The following is an 18,821-nucleotide window of genomic DNA, read 5'->3' on the forward strand; positions in this document are numbered from 1 at the left end:
GGCCCTCCCGGCATCCTCCCGGTCACCCGTGACCTGCTCTCGGTAGCATGGCTCGAGCTCGCACCCCAGAGCCAGCCGTCGCCCGACCTCGGGCAGGAGAGGAACGCGACCATGTCACAGATCCATGTGGGTCCGCCGCCGCCGCGCAGCTATGCGCGGCTGTGGGTCTCGACGCTGCTGCTCATCGTGTACACCGGGTTCGTGCTGGCGGTGACGATGTGGCCGCAGCCCGAGCAGCTCGAGTTCGGCAGCATCGCCTCGCGCGTGCTCCGCGCGCTGCACAACCTGGGCGTGCCCGAGTCGTTCGACTACAACGAGATCGAGTTCGTGGCGAACATCGGCATGTTCGTGCCACTCGGCTTCCTGCTCGGACTCGCCCTCGCCCGCAAGGCGTGGTGGGTGGCGATCTTCCTGCTTCCCGCGTTCTCGGGGGCGATCGAGTTCACCCAGGGCATCGCACTCGACGAGCGGGTCTCGACCGTGCTCGACGTGCTGTCGAACACCATCGGCGGATACCTGGGTCTGCTGCTCGCGATGATCCTGCGCGCGATGATCCACGTCAGGGACCGCACCAAGATCGAACGCGAACTCTGGGAGCGCCGCGCCGCCGCCGCCGAACTGCAGCGCCAGAACGCCGCACGTGCCGCAGCTCGCGCGCCGCAGGGAGCCCCTGCATACGCACGGGTCGAAGAACCCGACCCCGTCACGCGGGTGTTGGATGCCGACTTCTGGGAGACCGGGGATGCTCCGACGGTGCGGATCCCGGTGTGATGTGACGTGAGACGGCGGGGTCAACCGAACTACCCCCGTAGGATCGTAGAGATGCCCGGTCGAAAGGACACTCGAATCCCCATGCCCCAGAAGTTCCGCTTCTCTCGCAAGACCGTGATCATCATCGCTTCGGCGGTGATCGTGCTCGGAGGTGCCGGCGTGGCCGCCGCCTTCGCGATCAACAACATGAACGCGGCGGAGGCGCCGCAGGCCGAAGAACGGTCCACGCCGAAGCCGACCCCCACTCCCACACCTACGCCTACCCCCGCGGTCGTGCAGGCCGCGGCTATCGCGCAGGGTGCGGCCCTGAACTGGTCTGTCGCACCGCGCACCACGCTGGCGGGTGTGCTGCCGCGAGTGGGGGACGCCGCAGACGGCGAGACGTCGATCTCGATTGACGCTCCTGTTGTTCCGGGGCCCACAACCGCGCTTGCATCGACGGTGGCGGTGCTGCCGGCCACTGAGTACACGTTCTCCGCCCAGGTGCGAGTCCCGGAGGAGATGCCCGTAGATGTGCCGGCCGAAATCAGGGTCGGGGCGACGGTGCTTCCCATGCCCGAGCTCGATGCTGACTGGCAAGAGGTCTCGGTCGAGTACACGACCGGTGCGGCGGAGACGGCGGTAGACCTCAGCGTCGTCGTGAATGGAGCGGTGCGCGGGCTCTCGGTCGACAAGGTGAGCCTTGTGGACGAAGCCGGCACCGAAGCCGTGGTGAACGGCTCATTCGAAGAGATCGATGCGCCGAACGGCATCCGGAACGACTCGCTGATCTTGCAGCAGAGCACTGCCACGCTCGCTGTGAAGCTCGCGCCGGGCGCAGCCACATGGGTGGCCCGGACCGCAGACGGTGCTGATGTCGCGTCCGGAGCGGCTACTCTCACTGACCGACTGACGCCGGTACGACTCGAAGGACTTGCCCAGGGCTATTACGAGGTGACGGTCACAGACGCGGCGGGCGGAACTATCGCTGCACCTGTCGGCCTGATCGACATGCCTGACCTTTACGTCCCGGTCGACACGCGTTTCGGTACGCATGTGCATGCAGCGAAGGAGTTTGCCCGGGATGCAACGCCGTCGGCCGCAGCCGTCGGAATCGGTCTCATCCGTCTCGGTGACAACTGGCAGACGACCGAGCCGAGCAGAGGACAGTACTTCTGGAACGAGCCGTTCGCCCAGGCGATGGGTGAAGCCACCGTGAACGGCATGGACAAGATGATCGTCGTCGGCCGCAACAACAAGGCATACGACAACGGTAAGCCACCGCGCACGGACGAGGGGCGAGCCGCCTACACGCGATACGCCGCAGCTCTCGTCGAGCACTATGACCTTGACGCTGTCGAGGTGTACAACGAGTGGAACATCCCGTCATTCAACGGCGGGTGCCGCACGGGGACATGCTACGAACCTGTGCTCAGAGCAGCTTTCGAGGGCATTAAGTCGGTGGACCCGAATATGCCGGTCGTCGGGGGCGTGACTGGCAACTTCGATCGCCAGTTCTTCCTCGATCTCTGGGCCGCCGGTGGAATGAACTACCTCGATGTGGTCAGCTACCACCCGTACACGACGATGGCGGCCCCGGAGACTCTCGCAGGTCAGATCGCAGAGTCCGAGAGCGACATGAGCGGCTACGGAACTCCGAAGCCGACGTGGATCACGGAAATGGGATGGAGCTCCAAGACGGGCGATGTGTCTCTCGAGGGTCAGGGCGACATGCTCGTTCGATCCGAGATCACCGCCTTCGCCCATGGTGTCGAGCGCTACTTCTGGTACGACTTGGTGAATGACAAGGTTGATCGTGCCGATCACGAAGGTAACTTCGGTTTGTTCACGCAGCGAGTCGAAGGTCTCGCAGCATATCCACCGAAGCCTGCTGCCTTCACGCAGGCGCTCCTTGTGTCAAAGCTCAACGGTGGTGGATACGTTTCGGCGGACGACGTCGCTGGCGTCCTCTCCTATGTCTTCGGCACCGAGGGGGCGAACGAAACGCGCGTCGTATGGTCGATCGATGGCACGACCAGTGCCGACTACGCCGCGGTCGGAACGATAACCGCTACCAACACCCGTGGTCAGACCGTGACGTACGAGCCTGTCGACGGCCGCGTGACTGTGGCAGTCAGTGCGGAACCCTTGATCCTTGAGGGCGAGTTCAACGCCGATCCGGCGGCCCCGTCTCCGTCCCCTTCTGCGTCTCCCTCTGAAGGAGACGAGACGGACTGAGGGTCGGCGCGGGTGATCGACTCGGCCTCGTGGGCGTGTCGATCACCCACCCGACCGCTTCATCACGTCGGGCTTCGCGGCCTCAGGTCTTCCCTCAACCGAGAGGAGACCTGGCTCACGTACGAATTAGGGAAGCGACTGGAGGATGTCCGACCGAATGGCGGGCAAAGCCTGTTCCAGGAACGGCTGGCCGGGGTGAACGAGGTCAGATCGCGTCACTAAGCCCTCGACGAAGGACGGGCATGCCTGGTCGTAGCAGAACCACTGTTCCGAGCTCACGTAGGTCAGGGTGTCCGACTCCGCCGCCATCTCCGCCACAGCCTCATCTGACAGCATCCAAGTCTCGTTCACGTGCGACACGCACGCTGCAGGGCTCGAAATGCTGCTGTAGCAGGAGTCAAGTGCCTTCTGATAGGGCGGTGGTGCGATGTAGACGGTGGGGGCCGTGATGCGGCCGAGCGCCTCGCTCGCCCCGCTCCACCAGTCATCGAAGGGGACGGCCTTCGGCTGACCGAGAACTCGATGCGTCGCCCATTGGCTGCTGACGAACACGACATCGGGATTCATGGCCTGAGTCGCGGCAATCGCCTCTTCGATTCGAGCGGGACACAGGGGCGCCGAGCGCTCGGATGCGAGAATCATCTCGTTGAACTCGCATCCGTTCAGAGTCAGCTGCACCACTGTCCAGCCTTCGGGTACGAGGATGTCCCGAAGTATCGGGACATAGGAGTTCGCTACGGAGTCACCGACGACGAGAGCGAGCTTGTCTCCGTCGCCCCATGTGCAACCGCCGGGTGCCATCGTGGCGGGATCAGCACAGGCTCGCACTTCTGGATCCCAGTCGGCCGACTCCGACACCTGCGCAGCGATATCCTCAGGCCACTCACTTTCATTCAGAGCATCCACGATTTGCCCTGTGAGCGCTGCTTGATCTGAGCTGCGGGAGCCGTCGTCGGTGTACTCTGTCGCTGCGACCGGGCCCGACTGCGGCAGGACTACTGCCGTCACGAGCGCCGCTACGGTGATGACTGCTGCCGCTCCACCGAGCAGAGCCGGGCGGCGGTTCTTCGCACGCCATGCTGCCCACGCGTTGGCCTGGCGGCGCGGAGCCCACAGCGGCATGGTGTGCAGAGGCTTCTCCAGAGCGTGGTAAGCAGCGGACGCCAGAGCAAAACCCACAGCGAAAGTCGTCAGGTACCCGAGCGGGCCGGTGTCGGGAAACAAAGTGGCTGCGAAGACGATGACCGGGAAGTGCCACAAGTACAAGCTGTAGGAGATGTCGCCAATGTAGACCATGACCGGGTTGCGGAGCCACGGGTTGAAACGTGCTTCCGTCCCGATACCCGACGCGATTACGAGCGTGGTGGCGAGAACCGGAAGAAGAGCCCATGGCGCAGGCCATGTCGTTGCGGGATCGATCAAGAACATCGATGCCGCGATGCCAGCCATTCCGCCATACGCGAGGACTATACGGATGAGCTGCGGGATGCGTTCGAACCAAGGGCTCGCGATCGCGAGGAGAGCGCCGATGCCGAGCTCCCACGCGCGCGTGAACGTGGAGAAGTATGCAGTACCTGGCGACGCGATCGATTGCGCGAGCGCCCAGGAGAAGGACGCAACAACGATCAATGCCATTGCGATTCCAGCGATTGTGCGCACTCGGACCCGCCCGACCATTCGTGCAGCGAGCACGAGCAGCCCCAGCAAGAGCCACGGCCACACGAAGTAGAACTGTTCTTCGACGGAGAGCGACCAGAAATGCTGAAGAGGAGACACCGCCGCGTCTTGCTGGAAGTAGTCAGTGCCCTTGGCCGCGAAGTTCCAGTTCGCACCGAAGAAGAAGGCCCAGAACGCATCCCACGCCACGGAGACAGCGCGTGGTTGAGCAAAGAACGCAAAGGCAGCAACCGCTGTCGAGATCAGGACCAACGTCGCTGCTGGGAGTATGCGCTTCGTCCGGCTCGCATAGAAACGAGCGAAGGAGATCGACCCGGTCTTCTCATACTCCCGGAGGAGGATTCCGGTAATGAGGAAGCCGGAGATCACGAAGAAGATGTCGACGCCGGCGAAACCACCGGACGGCCATGCGATGAGGTGATCGGCGACCACAACGAGAACCGCGACTGCTCGGAGCCCCTGGATGTCGAGACGCTTCACCTTGGCTGGACTATCCGCCACAGTTGCTCCCCTGTTGTTCAGAACCTGTCAAGACTACCGAGTCCAGCATCACAAGCCGACTCGAATGGGATGCCTCCGCATGCGAGCTGACGATCCGGTCGGCGCTGCTATGTGGACTGAGACCGCGCCTGCGACTCGTGATTGCGGCCCTCCTGCTTTGGCAACAAGAACTGAGGAGGGTCGAAGAGGAAACCGGCCCCCACCTTGCGTGCAAGGAATTCGAACGCGAGCGAACCCCCTGCGAGGAAGATAACTCCGAACACAGGCCAGAGGGCCTCAAGTCCGACCGGCGTGAGAATCGCCTCGACCGCGGGCACATTGAGAACGAGCCAAAGCAGCGGCAGATGGCACACGAAGAGTGAAAGAGTACGTCGGCCCACGAATGCCAACGCCCGACCGAGGGGCTCCCACCAGCAGATGACAACGAAAAGACTAACGAAGAGGGCGATCGCGACGACGCTCCGCACCGTGACGAGCGTGGAGGCAACAATGCGATCGACGTCCTCAACTTCGGTGAGGCGGTTCATGACCATGTATAGAACGATCAGCGCGGCCGCCTTGATTAGCACATCGCTCTGCAACATTGTCATTGCATAGCGTCGACCGTACACGCCGAGTGCGAAGTAGATGCCGTAGATCAACACTGGTACGACGCGCGAAGGGAGATCTGCACGAGTCAGATCGGCGAGCATCCCGGTGAAGAAGAAGAGCGCGAGCACGAGTGGCGGTGGAAGCCGCTTCAGCAGGATGAACGCGAACGCCCAGAATCCAAGAGCCCAGATGAACCAGAGGTTAGTACCGGGGCTGACGATGTGCAGGGCCCACTCACCGATGGAATGGATCTCGCCGGGGCTCTCCTGTACAAGGAGAAAGCTGATGAGGAAGTAGACCGTCGTCCAGACAGCGTTCAGGTAGAACGAGGAGATTCCGCGCGCGGCGGCGGGGGCGTGCTCGCGGCTGAGGAGCTTGCGAGACGCGAGCATCCCCGACATGAACAGTAGTAGCGGCATCCGCACGGGCTGCAGCTGAGTGGTGATCCACGTCCAGATCACCGCAATACCCTGAGGGTTCGGATTCTCGACCTGGATCACATACGCGTCGTAGTGCAACAGCAAGACGGCGAGGACCGCAAAAGCGCGGGCAGCGTCGATCCACAGGATTCGGTTCGTATGCGCTCTGGGTTCGGAACTCACTCTGTCGCGCCTGGGTCTGCGCGGCAGCATCGACGTCAATGAGCCGGCGACGCGCTTGTGAAGTCCTGTCATTATCAGCTTGGAGTCGTCATCGTGTTGTCGGCCTCAGCGCGTTGCTCCTGCTTGCCTTCGATTGGGGTCTGATGAAGAACCACGCTCGACAGCAGAGCGAGCATCGCCCAGATTGGCATGAACGTCCACGATGATTGCGTGGCGAATCCGATAGCCACGAAGATCACAAGCGCGAGCGCACCCCGCCCAATGAAGAACACGCGGTATGCGGTCCAAAGGATCAGCGCTACGAATGCGCAGAAGGCGATGAGGCCGAGCTCGGACCCGATATGCATGTAGCCGTTCTCGGTGATCGGACGCATATTGGTCTGGTAGTAGTAACCGGGTAGATCATAGTCACCGGAGTAGTCGTGGAAGAGTGCGGAATACCTTCCAGGACCGGCGCCGAGGATGGGGTTGTCCCACATCATCCGCCAACCGATCTCGGTCTTGATGCCCCGAATATCGAGCGATTGAAGCGCATTTACCCCGTCAGGAGCCTCTGCGAGCCCGAGCTTCGCCAACTGGAACAGAACAGCATCACGAATCGGTGGAACGAAAGCGGTGACCAGGACGCCGATCGCGGCGAGTGATCCGATCGCGATGAGACCCACCTTGGTGGGGCGGAGCAGCAAGGTCAGTAGTACGGCTATGCCGGCAGCAAGGAGCCCGGTCGTCGACTGCGAGTAGACCATGCACAGTGCCGCTGCGGCAGTGGCGACATAACGGCGCGAGAACAGGGCGATCACGAACAGCGCACCGCCATAGAATCCGAGGTGCTGTCCTTCGAGGAAGGGGCCGCACCGTGCCAGCTGCTCGCCCAACCATTCCTGCCCACGCCGTCGCATGTCGAAACCGAGGGCTTCAAGCGGCTGAGGCAGATTGACGAGCAGCATGACCGCCTGAGCGATGACGGCGGCTGTACACAGCCACAGTGACTGAATGAGCACATCGCGAATCAGTGTGACGCTTAGCCGGCGCACCAGGAACCAGTAGATGATCACCATCAGCGCATACGCGCCGTAGAGCAGTAGATCGAGTACGAGAGATCGACGAACGCCCTGCACCTCTGCCGTAGGGTCGAGGGAAATGAGCGCTCGGACAGTGGAGAGCACGGCGAAGCCAGCGAGCGTTATGACGAGGAAACCATCAGTCCGAGGCCCATCGAGCCGCCATCGTCGCTCGATGATGGCGCTTACTAGGGCTGCAGCCAGTAGTAGCTCACTGATTTTGAGGGGGAACCCGACATCAATGGTCAGGGCATATTGGAAGGGGAGGAACAGGAGCGACAGAGCGAGCAGTCGATCCGTCCAGCTCGATGCCCAGAACTCCTCAGATCTGATCCCTCTACCGTGTGGGGACCTCGCGATGCGGCTCCATCTCGTTCCCGGACGAAGGTTATCTGTCTGCATCATGCGCCTTTGATGTCTCGACGGGGGCCCGACGCAGCTCTGCAGCGACGACGAAGCTCTGATAGATCACGACTACGGACTCCGCGATGGCGAAAGCCCAGAACATCCCGGATGCGCCGAAAAGCAGGCCGAGGCTGACTGAAGACGCGACCAGGAGGACGAGCGCAACGAGCCCGGCGGAGAAAACCTGATTGAGTCTGCCGAACATCACCAGCACTGAATTGCCCGTGATGCCAGCCACGAAGATCATCATCGCTGCGATACCGATCGGGATGGCAGACTCGAACGGGATCACGATCTGTCCGTGCGAGAGCGGCCCGCTCAGGTATCTGACGACGAAGACGGTGACGATGCCCAGAATCAGGCCACCACTCCACGCCAAGATCAGAGCGAGTCGCGCACGCCGACGTATTCCGCCTCCAAGGCGAGGGATGCGCGCCAGCAACGTCTGCATTATCGGCGTCATCGCGGTGTTCGCCCATCGGAAGAACTTGTCTCCGAGTGCCACAGTCGGCGTTGCTGATGGGGCGATGAACGGAGCTGCGAGTACCGAGAAGCTGATTCGCATGACCATCACGAGCACGCTTCCGACGATCGGGAGTCCTCGACGTAGAGCGGCGATGGCTTCGCGGAACGAGCCCAGAGCGATCTTCACCCCATTCGGCTTCGCCCGCCGTGCAGCGAGGGCGAAGGGCAGACACACCGCGAGCAGGGACCCCACGATGTTCACCCAGCCGTAAATGGCGGGGCTAGGGATCGCGAGGAGCAGAAGGCTTGCTATCAGAATCGAAGCCGCGCGCGGCAGGGCGTCAAACAGGACGAACTTGAGCGGTTCGCCGTTGGAGATCAGCAGCCAGCCACCGGTGAGGCCGTAGATTGCTCCGGCGAACGACATCCGCAGCGCGGAACCGGGGTCGGCGCTGGGGATCGCGAACGAGCCGACAGTGATTGCGAATGCCACGACGACGAAAATCATCACTCGGGGCAGGATCGACGCGAAGTAGTAGCGCAGCTTTTCGGCGGGTGACATCGGGGCCACGATGGTGATCCCGATCGAGTTCCAACCCCAGACGACAAGCGCGCGGGCGATCTCTCCGATCGCTTGGCCGATCGTGATGCTCACCCAGATCTGAGGTCCCAGAGTTCCAAGGATGATTGGAACGCTGATGAAAGTCGCGACGCTGATCAGGATCGGCGACAGGCCGAGTAATCCCGCCGACGTACCGAACCTCAGAAGACGCTTCAAGCGTCCTCCGCGACGGTGTTGACGTAGGGGAAGTTCTGGTGTGCGAGCGTCTTGACAGCGGGCAGTTTCTCTCGGATGTTCGCAGTCACGGCTTCACGCCCATCGAGGTTGGCGTCGACTACGCGAACGAGTTCGTCACCACATCCGGGCCGGGGCTCGACCACGGAATCGGGGAGACCGAAGAACTCAAAAAGACCTTCAACCTTCCCTCGGGTCGCAAGACACACGACCGGGATCTCCTGCCCCAGCGAGAGGATCGCCAGATGCATGCGTCCTGACACCGTGAGATGCGCTCCAGATGCCAATTCGCGGACCTGAGCGGGCGTGAGAAGGCGGTCGATCACGAGATCATCTTCGCGTCCCGCAAGAGCGTGGAGCTTTCGGGCCATGGTGAAGTCGTCGTCCCAGTCCCGGTGGACATGAGACGTGAAGACGACCCGGATACCGCGCGAGTGCAGGCGGGCGATCACAGTCGCGTAGTCGCTCAACAGATCATGATGCCGGTTGATGAGACCGCTTGCATTGAAGAGGGCGTACGGTGCGCCGTCTTCGCGAGCGGAATCGACGAAGCCCTGAAGCTCGGGATAGAGGGGCTCTTTGCGGTCGCTGGCGAAGGCCAGGTCCGCTACCTGCACGGTTTTCGAGACCCCGCTCGCATTCAAGCGTCGATTGCTCAGAGGGTCGCGTGGGCAGATCGTGGTGCCCGCGTCTCCGAGTTCACGCACGCTTTGGAGGACTGTCGGAGCAACTCCGTCCATCCAGCTGAAACCCTGGAGAACCGTGGGGATCGAAGCTTTGACTCCCATCGCGATGAGACTCAATCGTGCGAGGCTGCCGTGTGGATGCGCTCCATCGACAGTATCGGCGCCGGGAGCCACGAGCCTGTCCGCGCCCTTGACGAGCGTTCCGAACCGGCGCGCAGCGGTGAAGCGCGCAAACGGGGGGCGGTGGATCAAGCCGGGAATCACATGCAGCTCAACGCGCCTGGCCTCTTCGCCGCGAGGCAGCACGAAGTTCTCACCAGTTATCACGGTGACGATGCGCCCGGGGGTGTTCTCGATCACGGAGTCGAACATCGCTTGGTCGCCGATGTTCTCTCCGGTCGGCGGCGCGAGGAACAGCGTGTACGGTTCGCCCGAACGCGTCGGTGTCTTCGCGCTTCGTAGGGCGACGTGGTCCATGCCGAACAGAACCCAGCGATAAGGCCGTGAACGCCAGATCCCTCGGACGACGTTCTTCAGCTTCTCTTTCACTTTTCCCCGCTCTTCATTCTCTTTCGAGGGTCGTCGCTCTTGCTGTTCTGCAATGTCGCGACGATCCTCGCACGTGATTCAGCCATCTTGCCGCCCGCCGCGGCGATTCTGTCGTCGTAGTCGGCGCGCACTGAAGGGTCTTCGAGCAACGCCTTCACCTGCGTGGCGACGACATCAGGGTCGAAGGTGTTGACCGAGTGCACCCAGGGCGAGATACCGAGGTCGCCGAAGGCCCCGAACCCCTTGCGCTCGTACGCGAGGTGCACGACGTAGTGGCCCGCTGCCAGCGCCATCAACGCTGCGTGAAGCCGCACCGCGACGATCACTCGCGGGCTACCTCCGGGTGTCATCAGCACTGAGCGCTCGAGGGTGGAGCGGGGCGACAGCGTGGCGGACGCAGGGCGGTCGTCATTCCCGCCCACCGTGCTCTGGATGTACCCGTCGTAATCACCCAGCGTCTTCGACAGCACGTAGATGTCGGGGTTGATCTTGCCGCGAACCGATCGGATCGACAGCACAGGCGTTCCTTCGACGGCGGCCCCCGGCTGACGGCCTCCGGCGACCGAAGCGGTGGCGAGATCAGGAACACGGATCATCGACGGACCACCGACCTCATCGATGGTGCGGTCGTCACGCGCCATCACGACGTCGAGCTTGCCCAGGGTCTTGCGGAACCACCCGCGCGTGCCGAAGCGGGCCGGTCCGATGCTCTGTGGCAGGTAGACGGTGGGGGTGCTGCTGCGTGCTGCAGCACGGAGCTGCGGTCCTTGAACCAACAGCGTCTTCGCGGCCTCGACAGGTGTGCCGGTGCGAAGGTAGCCGCCACCCACCCCGATGGCGAGATCGTAGTCGTCGATGCTCTTCAGAATGCGACGGGTCTCAGGATCCCACCCGCGCTTCGTCGGTACGGTCGGATAGACGGCCGGCACCAGATCGCGGAAGGTGTCGGGACGAGACGCCAACAGCGTCACGTCGACGTCCGCTCCGAACGCTTCCTGCAGAAGCGCGAGCGTCTCCCGTACCAAGAGCCCGTCGCCCGCGTTCTCAGCCGAGTACGCGTGCAGCACCAGTACGCGAAGCGTCATCCGAGAACCTTCTTGTAGACCTCGACGTGTTTGTCGACGCTCGCGTCCCACGTGAAGTGAGACGCCCATGCCAGGCCCGCATCGAGGCAGGCTGCTCGCGCCTGCTCGTCGGTGATCGCCGTGACCAGTCCGGACGCGATGCCTTCAGGGGTGAGCGAATCGAAGCGGATGGAAGGCCCGGCGACTTCTTCGAGCGATCCGCGACTCGACGTCACGACGACAGCGCCGGCAGCGAGTGCCTCGACGACAGGGAACCCGAATCCTTCGTACAGGCTCGGGAAGGCGAACGCCACGCATGACTGCATGAGCGCTCGTCTGTCATCATCCGAGACGAAACCGAGCCGGATGACGTCGGGGGACGCGTCGATGGCAGCGAGGGATTCTTCCGAGTTCCATGCTGCTTTGCCGGCGATCACCAGCTTCACCCCCAGTGCGCGCACCTCCGGCAGGGCGAAGGCCTCGACCAACGGGAGCAGGTTCTTTCGGGGCTCGATGTTTCCGAGGTACAGCACGAACTGGTCGGGCACCTGCGCGCGGACCTCATCGGAGAGCTCAGTGGGGGTCGAGAAAAGAGGAACGTCGATGCCGTGCTCGATCGTGGTCAGTCGCGAGTGCTCGACGCCGAAGACCTCGTGCACGTCGTTCGCGCTCGAATTCGAGACCGTGATCACGTGATCGGTCGAGTCGATGGCGCGCTGGACGCGCGTGCGCCAGATCTTCTCCTGGCGTGAGTTGCGCGCATCCGAGATCCAGCGGCTGGCGACCCCATGCACCGAGACGATCGACGGTCGCTTGGTGCGCACGAGTGGCCCGGTGTCTGCCGTGTAGTGGAGAAGATCGCCCTCGGTGCCGCGCTGGAGGCCGGTCGCAGTCTCCTGGAGCATCGTGAGCACGGGGTGCGACCGCGCAGGGATGCGACCCACGGGAATACCGCGCCGGGTGAGGCCGTCGGCGATGTGGCGAGCGTACGTGGTGTTCCCGCCAGTATGTCTGTCGAGAATGCGGCTCGGCATCAGGATGCGCACGTGGGTCTCCGTCAAAAGTGGTTTCGGGGCTGCTACTCGCAGAACGGCGAGAGCGTGGCAGCCGGGGCGCACGCTTCCGCGTAGTTACCTGCGGTGGCATGCCTTCCCCGTGGAACGAGAGTGCCGAAATTCCGGAACTTTCGATCCCAACGCCAGCTCCAGGCTAGCAAAGCGCGCCAGCCAGCCTGAATCGCCGAGCGAAGAGCTACGCGTTCACGCGGTACGGGGCCAGGAGGCGACTGAGCGCGTCACGTTGGACCTGCTCGCTCATGCTGTCGTTGAGGAAGACAGCTGCCCGCTCCGCTCGCTGCCGCTCCACATCATCGTCGAGGATGCGTTCGATGAGCATCGCCGCCTCATGGACGTTGTCGGCCTGGGGGATCGGCAAACCGGCGTAGGCAGGAATGCTTCTCACGGCGATCGCGTGCTCGAAGGCTGCTGCGTCAAGGATGCTCAGCGGAAAACCTTCGTATCGTGCCGAGTGGAAGTAGAGCGCCGGCTGCGCCAGGATCTCAGCGAGCTGGTCCCCGGACACCCATCCGGTCACCTCTACTCCTGCATCCTCGAGGACCTCGCGCAGCACGGGGTCGCCGTCACCGATCCACTTGAAGCGCACCGACGGACGTTGACGGGTGACCGCCCGTGCCACGGCGGCGAAGAACTCGGGGTCCTTCTGCGGTGCGATGCGCCCATTCATCACGACTGTCTGGTCGATCTCGAATCGCGCCCCGTGATCGGGGTCCGTGGGCAGGAGCGTTGCCGAGTTCGGAACGAACTCCGTGCGAATCGAGCGCCCGAGAGACTTCGCGAGTGCTTCTTCGTGAGGTGACAACACAACGGTGACGTCTGATCGGCGCGCCAGCGCCCTCTCTGCGAAGAAATAGGCGCGTCGCACCAGAGGGTTCTGCTCGCTGTCATCGAACTTGTAGCAGTGCGGCTGATAGACGACGGGAACGCCGAGGGGTATGACCCGGGAGAAGACGCCGGCCCAGCTCGAGTGGGCGAACACGACGTCGGGCTTTACAGCTCGGACGGCCTGGCGGACGGCCATGATCGCCGCAGGGATGAACTGGGGGAGGGCGGTCAGACTGCTGAATCCACGATCGAGATCGGCGACGTCGTCGCCGCGCCACAGTAGATGATGCTCAGCATCCGGGAGCAGACGAGCCACATTGTCGACCGCACGTCCCACGCCGCCGCCGTAGCACTCCGTGACATGGAGCACCCGGGGGCTCCGCTCACGTTCCTCGCTTCGCACAGAAGACTCCTCGTCGTGTGGCAACGAACAACGACGATATCAGCCGCAGGAGTGGCTGGATCGGAATGGGGTTGTCGTTCGGCGCCTGTTCAGGAGGCGATCTATACACTGAGCACATGTCATCCGAGTCCTCGCGCCCGATGCCTCACCAATCCCGCCGCGCGGCTCGTGAAGCCGCGTCGCGGCCTGCGGCGTCTGCTGAGAGCCCGGCATCGCCTGCCGCGGGGCGCACGGGGCGCAGCCCCGAGCAGAAGCGCAAGCGTGCGCGCATCGTCGGGCTCATCGTCGCCATCGTCGTGATCGTGCTGCTCGGCATCGCGTGCTGGGTCGCGCTGAAGGCGCTCACGGTCAAGAACGGACTCGAAGAGAGCCAGCAGCTCATCGGTGAGCTTCAGAACGGCGCGGACCCGAAGGAAACGGTCCAGAAGATGTCGGAGCCGGCGCAGAGCGCCGCCGACGCTGCATCTGACCCCGTCTGGGGCGCGCTGGAATGGATCCCGGTCGCTGGCGAGAACCTTCGTGGTGTGCGCCTCGCGGCGCAGTCGCTCGACGTGCTCGTGAACGATGTGGGGATGCCGGTGCTCACAGCGGATCCCGCGACCGGATCGCTCATCACGCAGATTCTCGACGTAGCGAAGGCGCAGGCGCCGCGCATCGGTCAGCTCGCCGATGAGATCGCTGAAGTGGAGAAGTCCACCGCTCTCATCGGTCCTGTGCGAGGCGGTGTTGACCAGGTCGCCGAGGTCATGGGAGCCGCGGCCCCCGCGGTCGATCTTCTCCCCACCCTTCTCGGCGCAGACGGACCCCGAAATTATCTGCTCGTCTTCCAAAACAACGCCGAGTCGCTAGCCCTCGGCGGCAGCGCGGCCTCGCAGACGCTGATTCACGTCGACAACGGCGCGATCGCGATGGGGAGTCAAGGAAACAGCGGCAGCTATCAGAACAATCTCGCCGTAGACGTGCCTGTCGACCAGAGCGCGATCGATCTCTATTCCAGCTTCCTCATCGACCACGTGAACACGAGCATGAGTCGCCCTGACTTCCCTACAGCCGCTCAGATCATGCGTGCGTGGTGGCAGCGGGACATCGCTCCCGACCAGATCGACGGAGTCATCTCCATCGATCCGCTCGCACTCTCTCGGATCCTGGTCGCCACGGGGCCGATCACGCTGGTGACTGGTGATGTACTGAGTTCCGAGAACGCGGTCTCACTGCTTCTGAGCGAGGTCTACGAGCGCTGGGACAGCTACAAGAACCCCGAGCTCGTCGATGGCTTCTTCGCTGCGGCAGCCGGAGCGGTGTTCGAGAAAGTCGCCTCCGGCCAGTTCGATCTCAAGGACATGGCCTGGGCGCTGACGGAGAGCGCATCGAAGGGCAGCGTCCTCGTCTGGAGCGAGGATGAGAAGGTCACGGAGGCGATTGCCGGTCAACGGGTGAGTGGGATCCTTCCGACCGACAACGAAGAAGCTACGACCGTGGGCGTCTACTTCAACAACAGCAACGGTTCGAAGATCGACTACTACACGCAAGCCTCTGTTGCGGCCGACGCAGTGTGTGAAGCAGGGGCGAGCACGTTCACCGTGAAGGCGGGGCTGTCGTTGCCGATCGATCAGAAGAAGGCAGATGCACTTCCGCGATACGTCCAGAGCATGACTTTCGGCACGACATTCCGGGACTGGATCTACGTTTATGGTCCTCCAGGAACCACAGTCTCAAACGTCGAAGTCAATGGCGAGCGCGTAGACATCCTGTCCCACGGAATCGACGACCTGGGCCGCCCGACCGCCCGTTTCGAGGCATGGTACGACCCCGGCTCCACGCTCGATGTCACGGCATCGTTCACAGGTGAAGGCGAGTTCGGTCCCCTTGAAGTGCAGACCAATCCGATGATCAACGCGGTCGTTCCGACCGTCACAGACAGCTGCCACTGAAATACCGATGAACAAGAAGGCACAGCGTCTGGAGTAAACTGACTGCCGATTCATTGAATTCGCTGAAAGATCGGCGGATTCATACGGAGGGACAGGGGTGGTCGGGATAGCTGTGGATGCTGTACCTGAGCGGTCGACAGGCCAGAAATCGCCGAAGGCGCGCCCACAAGCGCACCGACGACGCAGAGGCGAGTGGCCGAGGCGGTACGCGAGCAGGCTCTTCTACAGCGACCTCTTCGTGCTCGCTGTCACCCTCGTATCCGCCTGGTTGCTGTCGAGTCCGAGCATGACGAACGACGTCTCCTGGCGAGAAGGGCCCAGCGTCAGCTACGTCGTGATCCTCGCCATCATCGGCGTCGCATGGTTGATCGGACTCGATGCCATAGACACTCGTGACCACCACATCGTCGGCCACGGCGTGCTCGAGTATCGGCGTCTGGTAGACGCCACCATCGCGGTCTTCGCGTTCACCGTCGCCGTCGCGTTCTTCCTCGGCATGGAGATCTCCCGGCTTCTGCTGGCTGTGATCTTCCCCGTCGGTCTGGTCCTTCTACTAGTGTCACGGTGGCTCTGGCGGCAGTGGTTGCGCCGTCGTCAGCGCAAGGATGACTACACGCACCGCGCCGTCATCATCGGCGAACGCAGCAAGGTCAAGCACGTCGCTCAGCAGATCCGTCGCAGCAAAGACAGCGGATACACCATCGTCGGTGTGATCACCGATGGCGTGCCTTCAGAGGGCATGCCCCAGCTCGAGGTGCTCGGCGACATCCGCAGCGCCGACAAAGCTCTGGATGCCGCGAACATCGATGCGCTGATCATCGTCGGATCCGACGACATGGATCCCGAGACCATGCGACGCCTCGGCTACGCAGTGGCCGACCGCGACATCCAGATGATCATGGCACCGGCGCTCACCGACGTCGCCGGCCCCCGTCTGCACTCGCGTCCCGTCGCCGGTCTGCCGCTCGTGCACGTCGACTTCCCGCGCATGGAGGGATCGAGCCGATTCCTCAAGCGCGTCTTCGACCTGATCGGCTCCGCAGGCCTGCTTCTGCTCTTCTCGCCGGTCTTCCTGGTCACGGCGATCGCGATCAAGGTCGACGGCCCCGGTCGGATCTTCTATCACCAGGAGCGCATCGGTCGCGGTGGCCGTACGTTCGGCATGCGCAAGTTCCGGTCGATGGTGCAGAACGCCGACGACCAGCTGGCCAGCCTCCTCGACCTGCAGGGGTCGAGCGAGACCCCGCTCTTCAAGGTCTCGGACGACCCCCGCATCACCAAGATCGGCCGGTTCCTCCGCAAGCATTCGATCGACGAACTGCCCCAGCTGATCAACGTGCTGCGTGGCGAGATGAGCCTCGTCGGCCCTCGCCCCCAGCGCGCCGCCGAGGTCGCGCTCTATGACGACATCGCTCTGCGCCGCCTGGCGGTCAAGCCGGGCATGAGCGGTCTGTGGCAGGTCAGCGGACGTTCCACTCTGTCGTGGGAAGAGACGATCCGTCTCGACCTCTACTACGTCGAGAACTGGTCGCTCACGCAAGACGTCGTCATCCTCTTCCGCACCATCCGCGCCGTGGTCGCACCGGGCGCCAGCGCCCACTGAGTCATCTCGATAACGATCCTCGCGACTGTCCGAGGGGCAAGCGGGCGCGAGGCGTAGCGCTGGGTACATTCAAGATCATGAGATCCCCCCTTGCGACGAGAATCGCTGCGAGTGCTCTGGCCATCGTCGTACTCGGCGGAGCAGCCGGTTGCGCTGCGGACCCGGATGCGTCCAATCCCGTTCCCACATCGACCGCGACCTCGACTCCTGATCCCACGCCGACTCCCACTCCCAGCGAGGTGCCGACGGTTGAACCGTCGCCGACCGCTGAGCCGACCGAGCCGCCTGCTCCAGAGTTCGGAGCCTTCAGCTTCGAGCAGCTGGCTCAGATCTGCATTGACGTCACGGTGTCGGCCTATGCCCCCGATGTCGTCTTCGACGCGGAGAACACGCGGATCGAGCAGCGCACGGTCGTTCCTGAGTGGCTTGTCCTCGTCCCCGTGACCACTTCGGGATATCAGGGACAGTCGGTGTGTACCATCGACGGCACCCCCGACGATCCGCAGATCGAGTTGTCCTCTGGATCGATCGAGCAGCTGCCTGAAGAGCAGATCCAGCGTCTGATCCGTGGCGAGAACGAGGGAGGCGATCGCTAGTGTGCGATCCGGGGGACTCAGCGCCCTCGACTCCGGACGCCGCGTCCCCCTTCTTCTCACGCCGCGCGATGCTGATCGGAGCCGGAGCAGCCCTCGGCGCTGCAGCGATCGGATGGGACTTCGTCTCACCGCCCGTATCCGCCACGGCCGCCGGGACGTACCTGCGACCGTGCGGTGATGTTCGTATCTCGAGCTCGTGGCAAGGGCACAAGAATCGAAACCCGCCATCAGGCGAGCCGGGCACGGATTACGCGGTCCCGATCGGAACGCCGGTCCGCGCTGCCTCAAACGGGGTCATCGTCGACCGGAAGGACTCCACGACCACGGCGACGGGTCGTTATTTGGCGCTCCGCGCCGACGACGGCAACTACATCCGCTACCTCCACCTTCGCTCCAGTGCTGTTCTGCCGGGAACGCGAGTCTCCCGCGGCCAGGTCATCGCTCAATCCGGAGCATCCGGTTTCGGCAGCGAGACCGGGTACGGGTCCCACCTCCATGTCTCCCTATGGATCGGCGGAACACCGCTCCAGGTGGGGTTCACCAACTCAGTTGACTTCGAGAATTACGTCCAGCCGGAGGATCCAGTGCCCATCCATCAGTCCTCGACCTTCTCCTGGAACACCCTTGTGCCGCATGCCACATGGACTCGGCTGCCAGTCGGACCCGGCTCGTTCCTGCTCGCGCAGAACAGCCCGGGTTTCACCGAAACGGGAGATCTCACGATCTATCTCAAGGCGCTGGGTGTTGTGAAGGGATTCCAGCTCCGCGTAGTGGCCGAGACGCTTGACTCGTACGGGAGAGTGGCCGGCACCTCACTGCAGCCGGTACTGGAGGTTCCCGCGACCGGTGCGATCGCGGCGAACTCCCCGACATTTGGTCAGTACGCGTTGCCGTACTACCTATCCGGGTCGATACGCCTGCTGGCCGAGATTCGTGCGCTCAACCCGGGCATCAGAGTGCAACAGGTGATTGTCAAGAAGAACTACTGGCAGTCGTAAGACG

The 18,821-nt window shown here is 63.2% G+C and carries 14 protein-coding genes; 6 read left to right on the forward strand and 8 right to left on the reverse strand.

All coding sequences use genetic code 11. The annotated features are described in order from the left end of the window. Nucleotides 1-111: 111 nt before the first annotated feature. Both ACZZZN_RS01515 and ACZZZN_RS01520 read left to right on the forward strand, forming a co-directional pair. Nucleotides 112-771 carry a VanZ family protein gene (locus tag ACZZZN_RS01515; RefSeq protein ID WP_463503497.1) on the forward strand — a complete coding sequence of 220 codons (660 nt, stop codon included), beginning with the start codon at nt 112-114 and terminating at the stop codon, nt 769-771. A 159-nt stretch (nt 772-930) separates the two neighbouring features. After that, complete coding sequence (locus tag ACZZZN_RS01520; RefSeq protein ID WP_463503498.1) at nt 931-2,988, forward strand: cellulase family glycosylhydrolase; 2,058 nt, start codon at nt 931-933, stop codon at nt 2,986-2,988. 126 nt (nt 2,989-3,114) lie between these two features. On the opposite strand, the gene ACZZZN_RS01525 is transcribed toward ACZZZN_RS01520, so the two are convergent. The 8 genes from ACZZZN_RS01525 to ACZZZN_RS01560 all read right to left on the reverse strand — a co-directional run bounded on the left by ACZZZN_RS01525 (nt 3,115) and on the right by ACZZZN_RS01560 (nt 13,656). Beyond that, the gene (locus tag ACZZZN_RS01525; RefSeq protein ID WP_463503499.1) at nt 3,115-5,145 is read right to left on the reverse strand and encodes an acyltransferase family protein; all 2,031 of its coding nucleotides are present in this window, start codon (nt 5,143-5,145) and stop codon (nt 3,115-3,117) included. A 128-nt stretch (nt 5,146-5,273) separates the two neighbouring features. Continuing rightward, nucleotides 5,274-6,359, reverse strand: a complete 1,086-nt coding sequence (locus ACZZZN_RS01530) for an acyltransferase family protein (protein WP_463503500.1) — start codon at nt 6,357-6,359, stop codon at nt 5,274-5,276. Between the two features lie 74 nt (nt 6,360-6,433). Next, nucleotides 6,434-7,525, reverse strand: a complete 1,092-nt coding sequence (locus tag ACZZZN_RS01535; RefSeq protein WP_463503501.1) for an O-antigen ligase family protein — start codon at nt 7,523-7,525, stop codon at nt 6,434-6,436. Nucleotides 7,526-7,808: 283 nt separating this feature from the next. Further along, a complete protein-coding gene (locus ACZZZN_RS01540; protein ID WP_463503502.1) occupies nt 7,809-9,068 on the reverse strand; it encodes a polysaccharide biosynthesis protein in 1,260 nt (419 codons plus the stop codon). Then, entirely contained in the window at nt 9,065-10,132 is a 1,068-nt protein-coding gene (locus tag ACZZZN_RS01545) for a polysaccharide pyruvyl transferase family protein (RefSeq protein WP_463503503.1), read from the reverse strand. Before ACZZZN_RS01545 ends, ACZZZN_RS01540 begins: the two co-directional genes overlap by 4 nt. A gap of 185 nt (nt 10,133-10,317) precedes the next feature. After that, nucleotides 10,318-11,406 (reverse strand): polysaccharide pyruvyl transferase family protein, encoded by a 1,089-nt coding sequence (locus ACZZZN_RS01550; RefSeq protein WP_463503504.1) that lies wholly within the window; start codon nt 11,404-11,406, stop codon nt 10,318-10,320. Then, entirely contained in the window at nt 11,403-12,431 is a 1,029-nt protein-coding gene (locus ACZZZN_RS01555; RefSeq protein WP_463503505.1) for a glycosyltransferase family 4 protein, read from the reverse strand. The genes ACZZZN_RS01550 and ACZZZN_RS01555 overlap by 4 nt, the downstream gene beginning before the upstream one ends. Before the next feature lie 205 nt (nt 12,432-12,636). Then, nucleotides 12,637-13,656, reverse strand: a complete 1,020-nt coding sequence (locus ACZZZN_RS01560; protein ID WP_463503506.1) for a glycosyltransferase family 4 protein — start codon at nt 13,654-13,656, stop codon at nt 12,637-12,639. A 149-nt stretch (nt 13,657-13,805) separates the two neighbouring features. On the opposite strand from ACZZZN_RS01560, the gene ACZZZN_RS01565 reads away from it, so the two are divergent. The 4 genes from ACZZZN_RS01565 (at nt 13,806) to ACZZZN_RS01580 (ending at nt 18,817) form a co-directional block, all read left to right on the forward strand. Beyond that, nucleotides 13,806-15,620, forward strand: a complete 1,815-nt coding sequence (locus ACZZZN_RS01565) for a DUF4012 domain-containing protein (protein ID WP_463503507.1) — start codon at nt 13,806-13,808, stop codon at nt 15,618-15,620. Between the two features lie 238 nt (nt 15,621-15,858). Further along, nucleotides 15,859-17,223, forward strand: a complete 1,365-nt coding sequence (locus ACZZZN_RS01570; protein ID WP_463503508.1) for a sugar transferase — start codon at nt 15,859-15,861, stop codon at nt 17,221-17,223. Between the two features lie 77 nt (nt 17,224-17,300). Next, on the forward strand, nt 17,301-17,819 hold the full coding sequence (locus ACZZZN_RS01575; protein WP_463503509.1) for a hypothetical protein: 519 nt from the start codon (nt 17,301-17,303) through the stop codon (nt 17,817-17,819). Nucleotides 17,820-17,887: 68 nt separating this feature from the next. Then, complete coding sequence (locus ACZZZN_RS01580; RefSeq protein ID WP_463503510.1) at nt 17,888-18,817, forward strand: M23 family metallopeptidase; 930 nt, start codon at nt 17,888-17,890, stop codon at nt 18,815-18,817. Nucleotides 18,818-18,821: the final 4 nt, after the last annotated feature.

The sequence above is a fragment of the Microbacterium sp. AC145 genome, from assembly GCF_979258505.1.